This window comes from Nocardia mangyaensis (genome assembly GCF_001886715.1).
In the GTDB taxonomy this organism is placed as follows: Bacteria; Actinomycetota; Actinomycetes; order Mycobacteriales; family Mycobacteriaceae; genus Nocardia; species Nocardia mangyaensis.
Map to the genome: position 1 here is coordinate 1,854,762 of NZ_CP018082.1, position 17,269 is coordinate 1,872,030.

The window sequence follows — 17,269 nt, forward strand, 5'->3', positions numbered from 1 at the left end:
CGGACGTGGGTGACTGCGGGGCCGTTCTCGGGCTGGTCGCTCAGCTCTCGGCCGGCGGGTAAACGCGAATATCGACGGTGTCGGACAACGGATCCAGCCACTGGTGGATCAGTGGCCGTACCTGATGCCAATCGAGGCCACCGTGTCCGCAACCGAGTGCCGGGATGGCGATCGAGGAAATCCGGTGCCGTTTGATCGACTCGGCGAGGGCGGGGAGCCCTGCGGCGACATCGTCGAGTCGGCTGGGGGAGCGCCAGTGCCGCTTCGTCGGGAAGTTGATGACGAACCGCGGCCCGGTCGTGGCGCACGTTTCCCACACGTGCATCGCCCCGATCTGAACCTCGCCCGCCCGTGCGGCGCGGGCGTAGGCCCGAAACATCTCAGGGTAGGTCTGCTTGAACCGCAGCGCGATCCCCTTGCCCATCACTGCGACAGTGTTGACGGCGTTGACGAGTGCTTCGACGTCGGCGCTGAGCAGGTCGCCGGATTGCTCACGGATCATGTGATCACCGTAGGGCTCGCGAAGACAAAATACGTTCTTGCGTAGGTGTTTTCGTCGTTGACGGTGATCACGTCGCATGTTCGGATGAGGGCATTGGGCAGTTCGGTGCCGAGGTGCGCGAGGTGGGGCGTGAAGACGGTTTCGGCGGCGGTCCGGTGGGCGGTGGTGATCAATCGGGTGATCGGGTCCGAGGTTCGTGGGGTGCACACGATGGTTTTCGCGAGGTCGTAGCCGTATCGCTTTGCCAGGGAGCGGATTCGGATTTCGTCCCAGTTCTGGGCTGTGCCGGAGATGTCGGATCGTAGGTATCCGATGGCGGTGGGTTTCATCCGGCGAGGGCGGATCGGGGGACGTCGAGCATGGCTTGGCCGGTGGGGGGTGTTGGTGTAGGCGTGGCCGCAGGGTGAGAGTTCCCAGGCGTTGCGGTGGGTGACGTGGCGGAGTAGGCCGCTTTGGTGGAGAGCGCGAATGGCGTGCCTGGTTCGACGGATGGATAGTGCTGTGTTGGCGGCGATTTGGTGGTCGATGAGTTGGCCGCCGGGTTGCAGGATGCGCAACACCAGTGCCTCGGGAAGGGTCTTCGACATCGTGGGCTCCTCCTCGATTTGGATGCGTCGAAGACTGCCGGAGGGCAGTGTCCGGCCGCGTCGCCTCCGATGTCCGAGGTTGTCCCCAATTGGTCGGCAAGTCTGATCTTTGAATCTTCTCGGTGCTCAAACCGGATGTCTTGCGGTAGTCGGACCCGTACCATCGACTTCGAGCGTTATCCGGGATCATCCAGATCGGGAGGGCTGGCACATCGTCACTTTGAAGGTTCTGCTCCAGTCGAAGCACCTGCAGACGCATGGCGCGTTCGACCGTGAGTACAACGCGGTGGCTCGACGTGTGGAGCCGGGCCTGGTCGGGTCAGGCCCGCGAAAGGCTCAGTTCTATCGGTGGTTGTCTGGCGGCGTTGCGGGGCTTCCGTATCCGCACCACTGCCGGATTCTCGAGGCGATGTTTCCTGACTACACTGCGGGCCAGCTATTTGCAGAATCTGTCGGGACGCAGAATTATTCGACCAGTAAGGTCTGCGGTGGCGGCCCCGAAATAGTCACCACGTATGCGACCAGGAGCGAGCTGCTTCGCAATCTTCCTCCGACGGAGCTATTTCCGGGCGTGACGAGGGCTGACATTGTCGGAATCTCGTTGAACCTGTTCTGCCAGCAGTTCCCTGACCCCGAGATCGTCGAGTTGTTGCGCTCGGGCGCCCAGATCCGCTGCCTGTTTCTCGATCCGAACAGCAGACACACCGCGGATCGTGAACGGGAAGAGGGCCAACCAGCGGGTTCGTTGACAGCACTCACTCGTCTCAACATCTCGGCATTACGCCGGATCGTCCAGCAGATCGCGGCCGAGGATTTTGTGGGCACGCTGACGATTCGGACTTACGACGCACCCGCCCGGTTCAACATCGCGATCGTCGATCGGACATGCGTGTGCCAGCCGTACTTGCCGACCTCTCGCGGGGTGGAGTCGCCGGCATTCGTTGTCGATGCCGACTCGTCAGGCCTGTACGCCACCTTCAGCGGAGTGTTCGAAACCTTGTGGGCTAGCGGAGCGGAGCCGGTTGATGATCGTCGATAATGTGGATGTCCTTGCCCTCGCGCGTGATGCTGCGGCGGTCGGTGCCGACATGTTGGCCTCCGCTCGTCCGGCCACCGTCCGCTTGAAGGGCGACCGTGACTACGTCACCGATCTGGACCTTGAGATCGAACATACGGTCCGGGAGTACCTCGCCGCTGCGACGCCGGACTTTTCGTTCCTCGGTGAGGAAAGTCCAGGTCACGACGTTGGTGGCGAGTATCGGTGGGTGTTGGACCCCATTGACGGCACGTCGAATTTCGTCCACGGAATCCCTTTGTGTGCCGTGTCATTGGCACTACTGCATGGTGACACGACAGTCGTTGCGGCGATCGTGGCACCGTTTCTCGGCCAGGCGTTCTACGCGAGCCATGGGGGTGGATCGTATGCGAACGACGAGCAGATCTTTGCGAGCGGCGTCCTGCAGATCTCATCCGCGATGGTGTCGATCGGTGACTACGCGGTCGGCCCAGATGCGCCGGGCAAGAATGTCGAACGGCTCAAAGTGACTGCGGCGCTTGCAGGTCAGGCTGAGCGCGTTCGGATGCTCGGCGCGGCATCGCTTGATCTCGCGTGGTTGGCTCAGGGGCGGACTGACGCCTGCGTTATCATGGCTAACAAGCCGTGGGATACAGCGGCGGGCGCCCTTTTGGCGCGAGAAGCGGGCGCCGTGATCAATGACGTTCGAGGTGATCCGCATACGCTGTCGGCGCTCACGACTGTGGGGTGCGCGAGTGCTGAACTCGCGCTGTCTATGGTCGATTTACTAACCTCAAGCTGACAAGGGTGCAGTGAGGAGGAGCGGCGGAAGTTTGTTTTCACCCGCTCGGCCGGGTTGCGGGCGGCGATCCGTGAATCGACCGACGTCCGGTTCGCAGGTGCGTACGAATTTGTTGTCATCATCGAAAGTCAGCCTCCGAGAGAGATGTTTGCCAGTGTGAGAGCTTTTCCGTCAATAAGCAGGTCAGTTTCTACCGCAGCCTTTGCCGCTTCAATGTCGTGGGCGAAAATTACGATTGCGAGTGATTCGACGGCGCGCGAGACGCACACGTAGAGCAACCGGCGTGTTCGTTCGAGAACAGAGTCCTTCCCGGATGCTTGGTGCTCCAGATCCCTGGCTGACAGGTCTTTGATTCCAAACAATTTCTCGTAGGAGTACAAGGTGAATCGCGAAGCCTCCTCGTCGTCGAGGATGACGAGGACTTTGCTGAATTCGGAGCCTTTGGTGCCGTGTTGTGTTGAATAGGGCGACTGCTGGTGGATGTAGCTATAGTAGTTCTCCAGCTGCCGAGTGTCGCATGCTGCGAAGGCTTTGAGAGTCGCCTGTACCGGCGATGCCGGGGCATCATCGTCGTCGACGGAATCTGGGTCAAGGATGATAGAGAATCGCGGATCGGGATTGTAGAGGCCGTATTTTGCTGCAAGTCGCAGAACTTTCCCGACTGAATCGGCTCCGCCAGCCATCATAGTCGATTTGATCTGGCTAACTGCGGCACGTGTCGTCGCCAGTACGGTACGTGGATCCGCGCCTGGTACAGCGAGTTCACGGTCGATGTGGTCGCGCAGCACGCTGACCATTGCAGGTGATCCTTCGTTCTCTGGTGCGCACAGCGGCAAGATGAGCTCATCGAAAGGGCGCAGCGGCCACGCGGTACCATCGTCGAACGCGTCTTTCAGCGCATTGTCCCGGTAGTCGTGAAACGCGGAGAACAGCTGTAGGAACCCGAGACGAGCTGCTGCCATTCGGTGCATGATAATCAGAATCTTTGCGCCGTCGTCCTCAATATCGGTCCCTGGCGTCCAGGCACCATTCGTGCTGTGCTGGCTCAGCCAGCGCCGCGCTTGGTTCAAGGACTCTGTACGTCGCTCGTCGGCAGGTAGGACGAAAACGAAGCACTCACCTTCACGTTGTTCGCTCGGTTTTCGCCCGGGGACCTGTATTAGCCCGTCTGCTTTGGACCGAACCTGGTTGACGATCTGTAGCACCCGGCGTGAGCTGCGGAAGTTTTCAGGCTTTTGGATACGATCCCAACCGGGTTCGAGCTCGATTGCGCCTACACCCCGTTGGTAGATCTGTTGCATCGGGTCCCCGAAGAAACCTAGGCAGATTCCGCCTACGTCCTGGGTATATATGTGCTTTAGAGCCTTGACCACTTCGGCGAAGGTGTCTTGGCTCTCGTCGACGAATATATAAGGATACTGCTGCGCGGCGATCTGGGCCAGTAGAGGCTTTCCAATGATTAATTCGGTACCGATCTTCATAACATCGCCGTGTCCCAGGCTTCCCGTGCCATAGTCGATTCCGTACCCATACTGGAACTTCTCTACCGACACCGCTGCCTCGATTTGGCGGCGCAATCGCTGCAGGTCTCCGGCGTCTTTTTCGATCGTGCGCCGTTGGGTTCCTTTGGGGTACGAATCCTGCTTGGAAGCGATTTCCTCCGCCTTGGCCTCCAATTTTCGGATTACGTACGCGCGAATGTCACGCTGGAATGGCCGGATCAAGGACCAAAGGAAGCTGTGGATCGTTGATACTGAGACAAGCGGATTGTGACCTACGTCAGCAGCGATCTCCTCGGCCGCAACCGAGGTGTAGGTGATGCACGCGACCTGCTGAGTTCGAGCTCTCAGTCGCGGTCCACGGCTAACAGCGACATGGTCGAGTGCTTTGACGAGTGACGTGGTTTTTCCTGATCCAGCACCAGCGACGACGACGAATCCCCTCCGCTCACAACGGTCGAGGACCTCCCGCAGCGCGATATCGGCGGCCGTGTCCGGAGCCGCCACGCGTGAGGTCATGGCCGGACACCTGACACGTCAGTCATCTCGGGTGATGCCACAGTTTCAACTTGTGCAAGTACCGGAGCCGGGACTTGTAGGCGGTCCCGGAGCCACGCCAGTCCATCCAGGATGTACTGCGGAGCAACCCACTCTAATGATGCGTCAGCCATGAGATGCAACGCGAACGCTGTCTTGTCGAGGTTGCGGACCCGGTTGAAGATCCTGACGTGCATCTCCTCCAAGGTCCACGTGTGCCCTTTCCGAATGTGGAGGCCGAGGTTCTTACGTTCAGGATCCTGAGTCCAGACGAGATTTTGCAGAGCAAACGCCTCTTCGAGCGTGCGGCCGGCAAGTTTGGCGGTAAGTCCTGACCACATCACATCGCAGCGAGTCTGATATGCGAGCCGGATATTTCCCTCGCTCTGGCCATCCAGCTTGATCACTTTGTCGGCTTCTGGGCAGTCGAGCAAGTCGGTGACTGTCGGTGACTTCTCCAGCCAGTGCTTCAATGTCTCATTGGACGTGACTGCACCGGGATAGTTTGTTAGACAAGATGTTCCGTCACGGATAGGAGGTACTGCCTGTGCGGCATTGATCGGCTTTTTTGCGGGCGGGGGTTTCACGCTGTCGAGATCGGTGATGATCAGTGCCGGGATCGACAGGAATGCCAATAGTCCTTCAAATATGTGTGCAAAGGCCCCGCCAACCTCCAGGATGGTCAGGTGCACCGATCTCAGCTCGGGGAAGTTTCGCTCGATGATCAGCGGCAACAGGAGCCGTTCAACATTGCCCTCGACCAGGACAACTGCATCGGCAAAGAACAGATCGCAGTGGGTCAGCTTGACATACCGTTGCAGGAACTCCCTGGTGGTGGCCTCCTGCCGTTGATCGAAGACCGACAAGTCTTTGATTTCACTGCAAGCCAACGGGCCTGAAATCGACGCCCGCGAGAAGTATCGGATCGGCGAGAAGCTGCTCTCGTAGAGAAGGTGAGAGGAGTGCGTGGTCACCACCATCTGTGTCTGGAATCCCCTGTCGGGCGGTGGCAAGAGAGCGAAGACCTTCCGGATGAAGACTTGCTGGAGCTGGGCATGCAAGTGCGCTTCGGGCTCTTCGATCATGATCAGGTGTACCGGTTGGCGATCGTCGGGTGAAGTCGCCCAGGCGTTATGGAAGTCCAGAATCTCCACCGCCATGTAGATCAGGTTTTTGAACCCTAGACCGTTGTACTGGTCAGGCAACGTCGCTAGCGATCCTCCTGACGGCCCGGCGTCGGCACCCGGCAGCGCGTAGTGGACTCGCGCACTTCCGCTGAAGATTTGAGCAGGGCTGAACGATGCTTTTAATAGGAGTTCAGGGTGTGCTGCCCCTGGGTAGCCTAGCTCGCCGATGCCTCGCAGAATTGGTTCGAACACCTCCCCGAGGTGATCATTGAGCGCGGACTCGGTATTGGCGATCGCGCCGAGCGCTGCCAAGTCAGTCTCGAACTGGGGGAGGTTCCGTCTATAAAAGCGACCGAGCCGCGAGGAGAGGTTCTCTGCGCGCCCGCGCGGCTGATCCCCTGAACGCCCGGACGATTCTGAATCGGCAAGATGGCGCTGTGCGTCTAGGAAATCCACCTTGATCAGGGAGGAGACGATTTCACCAGCGCCAGATTGGCGCGATCCCAGGAAGTACGGTGTGTAGTCGGGCAACGGGACACGTCGACCATCACATCGCCGTTCGTCGAGCGCGTGATATGTGATCTCGAACTCATCGGTCAGCCGTTTTTCCAGGTACTCAGTCAGCGTCTGCGGCCATGGCCTATACCCGGTCGCCCTATCCTCGTTCGAATTCGAAGGAGGGCACGTGGCTGCGCGCGCTATCTGATACCTCGTAAGCATGGCCGAAGAATCTTTCGCCCCATAGACCATCCTTAGGCCGATCAATTCTCCATCCCAATCGAGGTCCGGCAGTAGGCGCACGACGCGATGAATATTGTCGTCATCTACATCAAACCAAAGATCGAGACATATTTTCGGCACTTGGTCGGCCGAATCGGGATTGCCTGGATCGAGAGAGTCGAGCTGCGCCCAGCAGTCCGCAGTGAAGTCATAGATCTGGAACTGATCCGACTTGCCCAGAAAGCGTTGGAAAACCCTGGTAGCCGAGGTCTTTCCGGTGTTATTCGCGCCGACAAAGACGGTGGTCTGCTCATCGAGGTCCACCGTGACTTCCTTCAGTCGACGGAAGTTTTGAATCCGAAATGACTTGATACGCAACGCTTCTCCTCCACGTATGGATGAAATCCCTGCGAAACATGCAGAGGAGTAGCTCCTCTGTAAATCACTTGCGTTACTGAATGGCTCGCGCTGGCGTATATGTCGATCAGCCTACGAAGCCCGCCAGAAAAGTCCACTTCCCGGATTGGCCCTCCATGAGGAGGTTGGGTTGCTAGCGGCGGCCGGTTAATGATTCCTCGGTTGCGTGCGTTGCGGCTCGTACGGTGTGCATGAGCCGATTAGTGCAACTGGTAGGTATTTAGTGGTCGCTAGCTAATGCTGAGAAGTGGCGATGAGCGAGCTCCATGTCGAGCTCCCGGTCGACGCTAGTGAAGGGCTCTATGTATGTGATTCCGTCGACCGTGAGGCCAGCGTCGGGGAGTGTGCTCTTTTTCCGGTATTCGGTGGCTAGTTTGGTGGGGAGTTGGCGGCCGGTGGTGTCGTAGAGGGCTTCGCGTTCGTATTTTTGGAGAACGGGGAATTGGGTGCGGTAGATGGTTAGGAGTTCTTCGGCGGTGATATTGAGCATTACGGCTACGATGGCATCGATTTCGATGAGGGCTTGGCGGCGGTCGGCGTCGTTGCGCAAGGGGGTGTGCCAGGTCCATTCTGGGGTGATCTGGGCGAACGGAACGGTTCGTAGATAGCCCGGGTTGAGGTTAGGTGTCCATGTGTCTGATTTCCATGTTGGGTTGTACACCTCTGACCACAGTGGCGAGTAGGCGCCGATCAGGGCATTGAGTCGGAGTGTGCGGGCGTGTAGCCTTCCCACAAGCGGGTGCTCTTGCGGGAATGGGAACTGGAGCCAGGTCGCGGCCTTAATGTGGGCGTTTCCGATAACCTTGATCATGAAGTCGGCGATGATCGAGTGGCTTATGCCGGCCAGGAGAACTAGTCCGGGGTTGTCGCTGGGCAGACTAAGAGTATGGACGGCGTGCACATGAGTTGGTCCAGGCGGTAGGAGTGCAGACTTGAGAGTACGAACATTATTGCTATCACACATTTCTCGCCACGCGAGTCGGAAGAAGCATGAGCTCGGTTCGTCGTTCCAATGCGGGTATGCCGCCAGGTAGTCCGCAGCGGCCCGCGACGGCTGGTAGTTCGTTCGTGGGATGAAATTCTCCGGAATAGTCTGAAGATCAACCTCGGAGTAGTCTTTGTTGCTACGCATGGTTGGGTTGCCCTGTTGGTAGATCGGGCACCCGACAGTGAAATGTGGGCCTTGGATAATTACATCATTGAGGCTATCTGGCACAGCAGACCGGGATTCGAAGTAGCCATCACGTCGGTCGCGGTCTTCTTCCCAGCCTCGAGTCCACTGGAATTCGATATTGGCAGGTCTCGTCGTGGCAGCAATCTTGTCGAGCACAATTGCGCTCGCGCGGTTAACCGGGTACAACATACGCGCTTCGTTCGCGGGTGAGCCCGGCTCACCGATCAGCTCGGCCCATCGGGCTAGGTCTGTTTCGGATATTTCGACGATCCGCTCTGCGTGTGGGCGCAGATCCCAGTGGCCGTCACTGTCCTTGACGCCCGGTGTCTCCCCTGAACCATCGTGCCTCAGAGACCGGTCGACCGTATCTGGATGGTATAGTGACGCGCTCTGCTTGAATGAGACTGCCGAAGGTGCTCCATATACGTGCACCCCATACTCTTTCGCATTGTGTATCTCGAACAGTCGCGCTTCGTTTCGAAACTGCCAATGGCGCTTTAATCGTCGATAGCATGCACGGCGGAGTGTTCCTGCTCGTGCTTCAGTGAAATGGCTTTCCGGGTGAATTAGCGAGACGATTCCTGAAGGGGCCGCAGACCGCCATGTTCTCTCCATGAAACACCTGTACAGGTCGGGTTGTAGGCCAGCAAGCGTCGGTCGGTCGATACCTGACCCAACATGCTGGTTTTGACCCGCTTGCACAGCCCGCTCATCCAGCAGTGAAGTAAGGACTGCGGGGATTCCTAGTGAGAACGCCGCTTTCGCCTTCTTGTCCGACTCTGAGGGTCTGTGAGCCAGCTGCCACCAGGGATCGAACTCGGCCAGCACGCCCGCCTCGTCCCAGTCTGGTCGCACCCATGGCGGGTTACCCACCTGCAGGTCGAATCCGCCTCGGGCGAAGACTGGTGCGAAATCGAGGTCCCAGTGGTGGAACCCCTGGCCTTGGGAAATGTTGGAGGCGACGCTCAGCCACGGGAATTCGGACAAGGCGGAACTCGCTGGTCTGGCCTGCGCAAAGATCCGGTCGTTGTCTTCGGCTGCGTCGAGTTCGAACCAGCCCATGTCCGAAGCGAAGCTGGTTTGCCCGTACTTCTCGAACTTACCTGCCTTGGCGGTGGTGCCCAGGACGGCTTCGAGGCCGCCGACCCACTGGTCCCAGTCCGGTGCCGTGATGTCGCCGGTGACTGGCCATGACCAGAGCGCGCACCAGGCGTCCATCACGCGACGCAACCGCTGGTAGGAGCCATTCTCGTCGTTCAGGACCGCTTCGATCTGTTCGCGGGTGACCGCTGGAACATGGTCGATGGGTTCGCTGCGCCACAAGTGCAGGTCACGACGGATTTCGGACTCGGCGATGGTCAGGCGGCGGAGGGTGAACTCCCACAGCGTTTCCACGCGTTGGGCGAGGGAGGCGAGGCGCTTGGTGATGTCTTTGGAGGGGGACTTGCGGATTTCGTTGCGCCACAGGCGGAGCTCTTCGCGCTGTTCGGGGGCGTAGTTTTTGGCTTCGGCGGTGTCGACTATCGCGCCCCAGCCTTCGGCGGGGAGGAGGAAGTGGTGGATGCCTGTGCCGATTTCGGTGCCGAGGGGGACGTCCTTGGGGACGGTTTTGAGCCAGGCCTTTTTGGTGAGGTCGGCGGGGGTGTAGACCGCTCGGCGGGCGCCGATCAGGGAGTTGCCTCGGCGGAGGTGGAGGCCGAACCAGGGGGCTTGCAGGCCGGCGACCATTGTGTCGAGCCAGAGGGAGATTTCGGCTAGTTCGACGGCTGTTGCGTTGAGGTCGACGCCGTAGACCTGGTGAATGGCGATGTGGGCCTTCACCTTTTGGAGTTCGATGGTGTATTGGTCGGCGTCGATCAGTTCGCCGAGGTCTTCCTGCTTGCGCTTCAAGTATTCGGCGGCGAGCTGGCGGACTGCTTCGATGGCGAAGGCGCCGGAGCCGAGGGCGGGTTCGCAGATGGTTAGGGAGAGGATTTCGTCGGGGGTGGTGCGGTGGCCGTCTTGGTCGAGAAGTTCTTCGAGGGCCTGGGAGACGACGAACTTCGTCAGGACTTCGGGGGTGTAGTACGACGCGGACTGTTGGCGTTCGCGGCCGGCGAGGCGGAAGACGAAGGTGCCCTTGGGGTGGAGGACGGGCTTCTTCTCGCCGGTGCTGGGGTCCTCTGTGCGGACGAAGTCAGTTTCGGAGAGGTGGTCGGCGCGGTGTACCGGGACCACCCAGGAGCCCTTTTCGGGGTTGCCGTCCTTGGCTACTTCGTAGAGGTCTTCTTCGGCGAAGAAGCCGGTGTAGGACATCAGGCCCTCGTAGACGGCGCCGAGTTGGTTGATGCCGAGTTCGGCATAGCTGATGAAGCCGCGGTCGGCGCCCTTGCGGGACTTGGATTCCTTGGTGAGGAGGAGGTGGGCGAGGACCTGTTGGGTGGCCTCGTTGCCGAGGCGGACCTCATCGATCAGCGCGGTTGCATTGGGGGAGAACAGGTCTGCGCGCAAACGGTTGAATTCGAGGCCGGGGGCGGGGTCATCGGTGACGTCCTCGCGCACGGTCGGGGTGTGGCCGTTTTCCACCAACCAGAACAGCTTCGCCAGGGATTCGTAGAGGTGGGTGCCGGTGCGGGCGTGGTGGGAGACCAGCTCGGTGAGGGTTAGTTCGCGGAGGCGGTCGAGGCCGTAGCCCTCTTCGTATTCGGCTGCGCCGGTCGGGAGGACCTGCATCTCCGGGGAGGCTTCGGCGTAGAGCAGGAACAGGATTCGGTATAGGAAGCGCAGGGAGTGTTTGGCGAGTTCGTTGCCGTCGATGTTGTCCATCGGGAGGTCGCGGGCGCGGCGGCGGCGGACGACCTCGTTGGCGATGATTTCGATGGAGAGGCGGATGCCTTCGCGGAGGTCCTTGGAGACGCCGACGGTGTGCTTCACCGAGTCTTCGAGGACACCGGTCCACCAGATGTTGCCGTCGGGGTCGGGCCGCAGGGATTGGTGGCCGAAGATGGCGGCGGCTCGGTCGATTTCGCCGCCGCGGGCGTCGTGGCGGCGTTCGGCGACGACGAGGAGGTCGAGGGCGAGGTAGCGGCCTTCGGCCCAGCGTTCGGCTTCGGTGAGCAGGAGCCAGCGGCCGGCCTGGACTACGACAAAGGCGGGTGGGGTGTCGGAGCGGTAGGCGGCCGAGACTGCTTTGGAGGCCGATTCGAGAGGTTTGTTGTCCTCGATGGCGGGAGTGAGCAGGGTGCCTTCGCCGAGGAAGTCTTCGACGGACTCGACCGGGTTCGACTGGAGGAACAGCACATTCGGCGTGCCGACGAGCTGGGCGTCGGGGATGACCAGTTCGGAGCCCGCGCGTTCGGCGGTGAAGGGGGTCAGTTCGCCCTGGAAGCCGAAAGTTTGGCGGACCAGCGCGTGTGCCTTGGGCGCTGCTTCGGGGTTTTCGGCGAGGGAGCCCAAGAGGGTGTGCAGGTCACCGGCGGCCGAGAGGAGGTTGCTGCGGACGGTCTTGCGGCCCTCCTTGGCTTCGGTGTCCCAGGCCTTGCGTAGTTCCATGACCTTGCCGTGGAACGACTCCTTCACCGAGTCGGTGGTGAAGTAGTGTTCGCTGATCCAGTCCTCGCCGACGACGATGGAGTCGAAAGAGGCCATGTTCACTGGTCCTTTCCGGGGGCGATCACCAGCAGCGGGCGCACCAGTTGCTGGGTGGGGGCGAGGGATTCGGCGAGGCGCTGTTCCTCGGCGATGCGGCGGGCGTACTTGTCGACCTTCTTCTTCTGGCTGCCGAACAGTTCGAGTTGTTCGGCACCGGAATGCCAGCGGTCGGCGCGGCGGCGCCACTGGTCGAGGCGCTCGTTGGCGGAGCGTTCCTGGTGGTCGAGGATGAGTTTCATCGACTTCGTGGCCTGATCGACGGCGACGGGGATCAGCTGCTGGAAGCGGTCCGGGTCGGGGATCGGGCCGGGGTTGGCCGTGTTGGGCTTCAATCCTGTTTCGGTGAGCAGGAAGTCGAGGCTTTCCAGTGGGCTGGGGATCGCGAAGGTGGGGCGATCGGGGTCGGGGAATTCGACGGTGGAGAAGACGCGGGAGACGAGCTGGCCGCGGCGGTTCATCAGGGTGCCCATCAGGACGACGGTGATGGCGTCGACCTCACCGCGGATGGCGAAGATCTGGTTGCGGCCGAGAGCCGACAGGGCGCGGTCGCTGGCCCAGTCCAGGACCGGGTGCAGGGGGCCGAGGTAGTGGGCTTCGGGCCAGGTGGTGCCGTTGATGCCCTTGCCCTGGCGGGCGGCACGCAGTTGTGCGTCGCCGACTTGGCGGGAGGTGGCGAGCTTGAGGCGCTGGTCGATCTGGCCCTTGTCTCGGTAGTTCTGCGGCAGGTGCGCCAGACGCTGGCGGAGGTCGCGGGGTGGGACCAGTTCGGCGATGCCGTGATTGGCGTGGACGGTCCAGCCGACGCCGCCGTTGTCCGGGGCGGCGTGGGGGACGTCGTTGAAGGCTGCGCGCAGGGCCTCGTCCAGGTAGTCGACGTCGGTGGGGTAGAGGCTCTGGCGGGGGAGTTCGGGGAGAGCGGGGGTGAAGTCCTGGTCGAGCTGGGCGAAGAAGGAGTCGAAATCGTCGCCCTCGAGAACGTCCTCGACGGTCTTGACCTGGTCATCGAGGCTGGCCTTGCGGGCCAGCACGTCGCGGATCGCCGATTCCTCTTCGCCGACACTGTGTTTGCCCATCAGGGACGCGACGTCGCCAAGGGTCGTGTGCGCCTGGTTCTCGCGTTCGAGCAGGCGCGACAGCACACGCAGGTCACCCGAGAACTCGGGGTCCGACGGCGCCAGGATCAGCGAGGAGATGACCGGGGGAAACTTCTGGCCATAGCGGTCGATGCGGCCGTTGCGCTGTTCGATGCGGATCAGCGACCACGGAATGTCGTAGTGGATCAGGTGGTGGCACTGGGCATGCAGGTTCACGCCCTCGGAGGCGACGTCACCGGTGACCAGCACCCGGATGGGGGAGGTCTCGAGCTTGAAGCTCTCGACGATTTCCTGCTGCTCCACATCCGACAGGCCGCCGTGGAGCATGGCGATGTTCTCGGGCTTCAGCCCGAGGGCAGCGGGCAGGAGGTCGTGCAGCCATGTCAACGTCGCGACGCGTTCAGCGAAGACGACGGCACGTGTCGATGACTTGGGGCCGACGCCGATGTCGCGCAGGCGGGCGATGAGGGCGGCCTGCTTGCCCGCGGACTCGGTGAAGGACTTGTCGTTGAGGTCGGACAGATTGGTCAGCGCGGCCAGCTCGGTGTGCTGCTCGGGGGTGTGCGGACCGCCTTTTTCGCACAACTTGGCGCGTCGCTGATTGATCGATTCACGCAAGGCCGCAGGGGAGGACAGGAATGCCTTGGCAAGGGTCCAGGGGAACAGGCCTTTTGTTTCGCCGGAGTACGGTGAGCCGCCGGATTCAGGGTGCAACCAGACTTGCGAGAGTTCGCGCGCGACATCGTCTTCGGGGCCGGATGCCTTGACCAGCCGGTGCACGGGCTCGGCGCGTTCGGCCCAGTCGCTGCCGACCTCCGCGGCGACCTCGTCATGGTGACGGTGCCTGCGGATCAGCAGGGACTGCACATCGTCCTTCGTGAACGAACCATCCGCGGCGACGGCGGTGGGATCGAGCAGACGCAGCAGCTCGGCGAACGATTCCTCCCGGCCGTTGTGCGGGGTGGCCGACGCCAGGATCAGGGCCTCGGTATTGGGAGCCAGGACGCGGGCGAGTTCGTTGTTCTGGGTGCCGACGTTGGTGAGGTTGTGGGACTCGTCGATCACCACCGCATCCCAGTGCTGACGCTCCAGGTGGGCCTTGTAGCGGGGGCTCTTGAGGGTGTCGATCGAGATGATCGCGCGCTTGTAGTACGTGAACGGGTTACGGGTTGCGGGCAGCTTCTGGCGGACCTTCTGGATGCCGGCCGAGTCCAGGCGCACGAACGGCAGCGCGAAGCGGCACCACAGTTCGTGCTGCATCTGCTCGAGGACGTGCTTGGGGGTGACGATCAGGATGCGCTCGCCCCGTCCGCGGCGGACCAGTTCGGACAGGATCATGCCGATCTCTAGGGTCTTGCCGAGACCTACCGCGTCGGCCAGCAGAATGCGTGGCCGGATATGTTGGGGATCAAGGGCTTTCGCTACCGCAGCGCGCTGGTAGCCGAGGGAGTCGGCGAGCATACGGGTGGAAACGGTGAGCGTCTGGTCGCCGTACGGGAACGGGGTCTTGCGCAGGAGTGCTTCGAGCCAGAGCCGGGAATCGCGGTAGCCGGACGAACCGTCCGGGACCACCTGGGCGCGGGCGGGGTCGAGGACCTCGATGTCGTCGAGACTGTTGTAGAACGTCGCTGTGGTGTCGGCGACCAGCTCCGACAGACCCCGAACACGCAGGAGCCAGCCGTCGGAACCCTGTTCCGCCGAGGTCACGAGCCATTCCTCGTCGCGGACCACGACAATCGAGCCGGGGGCGACATTGAGCTCGCGGGGCTCGACGGCTTGGGGCATCAGCTGCACTCCTGGTGGGTCGACGCAGAGGTGATCCGAATGTAGTGCCGAACGGCATTCATTCGGAATTCCGCATGTTTAGAACGGCGGGCATGGCAGTGTGGAGATCGGCGAACAGGCCTCGGGTGTTGCATGCCCTGACGCGTTCCCGAAGCATAGGGCGACGTGAAAACAATGTCAATCGATATCGGTTGTGCTGGGCGAAACCAGGGTTGGGTGCGCTACCGTGGTCGCCTGGACAGGTGGGGGTGCGGGAAGTGGCAGACGCAGCGGGGGCACGGACCGAGCTGACAGCTCCTGATGGGCCGCGCCGGGAGGTTCCTGCGTACGGCGAATTACGCGAGATCACCTCGGCCTTTCGCACACCGGATCTGCCGGAACTGGAGCCGGGTGAGAGCCCGTGGCCGACCGTGACGCTCGGTGAACTGGTCGACGCCGGCGCCCTCGCCATGCTGGAATCGCCGCCGACCCTCATGTCAACGGACGCGGGGTCGGACATGTTGACCGCCAAGGATATTCGGCTCGGGCGCGCGTCGTCGAAGATCGGTGACCCGCGGACGCCTGGGGCCGTGACGGCGCAACAGGGGGACGTTGTGGTCGCGGTGGGTGTACCGACCATGGCCCGCGTCTGCGCTGCGGAGGTGTTGGTCGCGCCTGGAGTGATGGTGCTGCGCGGCAACCCGACGGTGATCGATGCGGTCTTCCTCTCGGGTGTCATCCGGGCTGCGGGTGAGTCGGCTGCGGGCAAGCAGGTCGACCTGTTCGCGGTGAATTTTCCGCGGTTGCCGCTCGGCGGTCAGCGAGATGCCGGCGCGGCGATCGGGCGACTGATGGACATCGAAAGTGCTTGGCGTGCTCAGCGCCTCGTGGTGGAGCGCTTGGTCGGTGCCGGTCTTGCCGGACTTGCCACAGGCACTTTGCGCGCCCAGCCCGGGGCAGGAGATGTGGGGGAATGAGATGACTCCACGGATCGTGGCGCAGCGCTACGAGCTGATCGAGGTCATCGGGCGTGGTGGCATGGGGCAGGTGTATCGGGGCTTCGATCGGCGTCTCAAGCGCCGGGTCGCGATCAAGTTCATTCACCCGAGGCTCGCCGAGAACGATGAGTGGGAACGGCGTTTCGTGCGCGAAGCCGAGCTGATGGCGCGGATGAGTCATCCCGGAATGGCCACGGTCTTCGACGCCGGGATCGACCCGGGACCGCCCGAGCAGCCCTTCCTGGTCATGGAATACATCGACGGGGTCACCCTCGACAGCATTTTGGCCAGGCGGGGGAGCCTGCCGGTCGGTGCGGTGGCGGGAATTGCCGCGCAAACTGCTGCCGTGCTCGCTGAAGCACACGGGCACAGCATCTTTCATCGGGATCTGAAGCCGTCGAATCTGATGCTCTGCGCCGACGGGACGGTTCGGGTGCTCGACTTCGGTATCGCCGTGGCGCTCGATTCGAGCCAGCCCCGGCTGACCCGGACAGGGTCAGGGATCGGCACGCCGGAATACATGGCGCCGGAACAGGTGCGGGGAAAGACGGTGGTGCCGCAAACGGATCTGTATTCGCTGGGCCTGGTGATGTACGAGCTGCTCACCGGGGTCAGGGCCATGCTCGGTGGCTCGGAGATCGACACCATGATCAATCAGGTCAATGCCGCCCCGCCGGACCTGACCCGGGAGCGGCACGATGTGCCCGAGGAGCTGGCGGTGCTCGTCGCGGGCATGCTCGCCAAAGAGCCACTCGACCGACCGGCGGACGCGGCAACTGTGCACGCGGTGTTGATGCGCTATGTCGGCGCGATCGACGGACTGATGGACCGGGCCGACCCGATGAGCCCTGCCCGGCTCTACGCCACCGCGGTCGGGGCCTCCGCGGCGACACGGACGGCATCGACTCAACTGCGTCAGAGCCCCGACTCGGCTCCCATCTCGGAGTTCACCCGCGGTGACATCGATAGGGTGGTCCGCCACGCTCGCGATCTCGCCGACGAATCCCAGTACGTCCCCGCGGTCGGGGAGCTGCGGGACTTGCTGGCGGTCGCCGTCCCGCAGCTGGGTGCCCGCGATGCCGATGTGGTCGACACCCGGATTCGGTTGGCAGATCTGTGCCTGGAATCCGGGGACTACATCCAGGCCGCCGAGTTGTACAGCGAGCTGATCGACGACCTCACCGCCGAGCGTGGCCCCTACGACGACCAGGTCATGTTCTGTCAACGGCAGCTGGCCACCTGCCAGGTACACAGCGGCCAGGTGCGGGCCGCCCTGACCCGGTTACGGAAACTGCATGCCCAGCTCGCCGCCTGGCACGGCGAGAAGGATCCGCGCGTCCTGCAGCTGGGGGAGATGATCGCCCAGATTCGGGCCGGCTCCAGATAACGAGGCATTTGGTCTG

General features: G+C 62.1%; 10 protein-coding genes. 4 read left to right on the top strand and 6 right to left on the bottom strand.

The window, feature by feature from the left end; genetic code table 11:
• Positions 1-40: 40 nt before the first annotated feature.
• Both BOX37_RS08435 and BOX37_RS35175 read right to left on the bottom strand, forming a co-directional pair.
• Positions 41-502: a macro domain-containing protein gene (locus BOX37_RS08435; RefSeq protein ID WP_071927159.1), complete on the bottom strand. Its 462-nt coding sequence runs from the start codon at positions 500-502 to the stop codon at positions 41-43.
• Positions 499-1,062 (bottom strand): hypothetical protein, encoded by a 564-nt coding sequence (locus BOX37_RS35175; protein ID WP_240505269.1) that lies wholly within the window; start codon positions 1,060-1,062, stop codon positions 499-501. Before BOX37_RS35175 ends, BOX37_RS08435 begins: the two co-directional genes overlap by 4 nt.
• Positions 1,063-1,309: 247 nt before the next feature.
• Here BOX37_RS35175 and BOX37_RS08445 point away from each other — a divergent pair, with 247 nt between their 5' ends.
• Both BOX37_RS08445 and BOX37_RS08450 read left to right on the top strand, forming a co-directional pair.
• Positions 1,310-2,128, top strand: coding sequence for a DUF5919 domain-containing protein (locus BOX37_RS08445; protein WP_206045789.1), 819 nt, complete (start codon positions 1,310-1,312; stop codon positions 2,126-2,128).
• A complete protein-coding gene (locus BOX37_RS08450) occupies positions 2,115-2,906 on the top strand; it encodes an inositol monophosphatase family protein (RefSeq protein WP_071927161.1) in 792 nt (263 codons plus the stop codon). Before BOX37_RS08445 ends, BOX37_RS08450 begins: the two co-directional genes overlap by 14 nt.
• Before the next feature lie 128 nt (positions 2,907-3,034).
• Here BOX37_RS08450 and BOX37_RS08455 read toward each other — a convergent pair whose 3' ends face one another.
• From BOX37_RS08455 to BOX37_RS08470, 4 genes are all read right to left on the bottom strand, one after another.
• Positions 3,035-4,924, bottom strand: coding sequence for a UvrD-helicase domain-containing protein (locus BOX37_RS08455; RefSeq protein ID WP_071927162.1), 1,890 nt, complete (start codon positions 4,922-4,924; stop codon positions 3,035-3,037).
• Positions 4,921-7,167 carry an ATP-dependent nuclease gene (locus BOX37_RS08460; protein ID WP_071927163.1) on the bottom strand — a complete coding sequence of 749 codons (2,247 nt, stop codon included), beginning with the start codon at positions 7,165-7,167 and terminating at the stop codon, positions 4,921-4,923. The genes BOX37_RS08455 and BOX37_RS08460 overlap by 4 nt, the downstream gene beginning before the upstream one ends.
• A gap of 259 nt (positions 7,168-7,426) precedes the next feature.
• A complete protein-coding gene (locus BOX37_RS08465; protein WP_071927164.1) occupies positions 7,427-12,007 on the bottom strand; it encodes an Eco57I restriction-modification methylase domain-containing protein in 4,581 nt (1,526 codons plus the stop codon).
• A gap of 2 nt (positions 12,008-12,009) precedes the next feature.
• Positions 12,010-14,889 carry a helicase-related protein gene (locus tag BOX37_RS08470; protein ID WP_071931288.1) on the bottom strand — a complete coding sequence of 960 codons (2,880 nt, stop codon included), beginning with the start codon at positions 14,887-14,889 and terminating at the stop codon, positions 12,010-12,012.
• 44 nt (positions 14,890-14,933) lie between these two features.
• Here BOX37_RS08470 and BOX37_RS33825 point away from each other — a divergent pair, with 44 nt between their 5' ends.
• Both BOX37_RS33825 and BOX37_RS08480 read left to right on the top strand, forming a co-directional pair.
• Entirely contained in the window at positions 14,934-15,845 is a 912-nt protein-coding gene (locus tag BOX37_RS33825; RefSeq protein WP_156910332.1) for a hypothetical protein, read from the top strand.
• A 1-nt stretch (position 15,846) separates the two neighbouring features.
• Positions 15,847-17,253: a serine/threonine-protein kinase gene (locus BOX37_RS08480; protein ID WP_071927166.1), complete on the top strand. Its 1,407-nt coding sequence runs from the start codon at positions 15,847-15,849 to the stop codon at positions 17,251-17,253.
• The last annotated feature ends 16 nt before the right edge of the window (positions 17,254-17,269 follow it).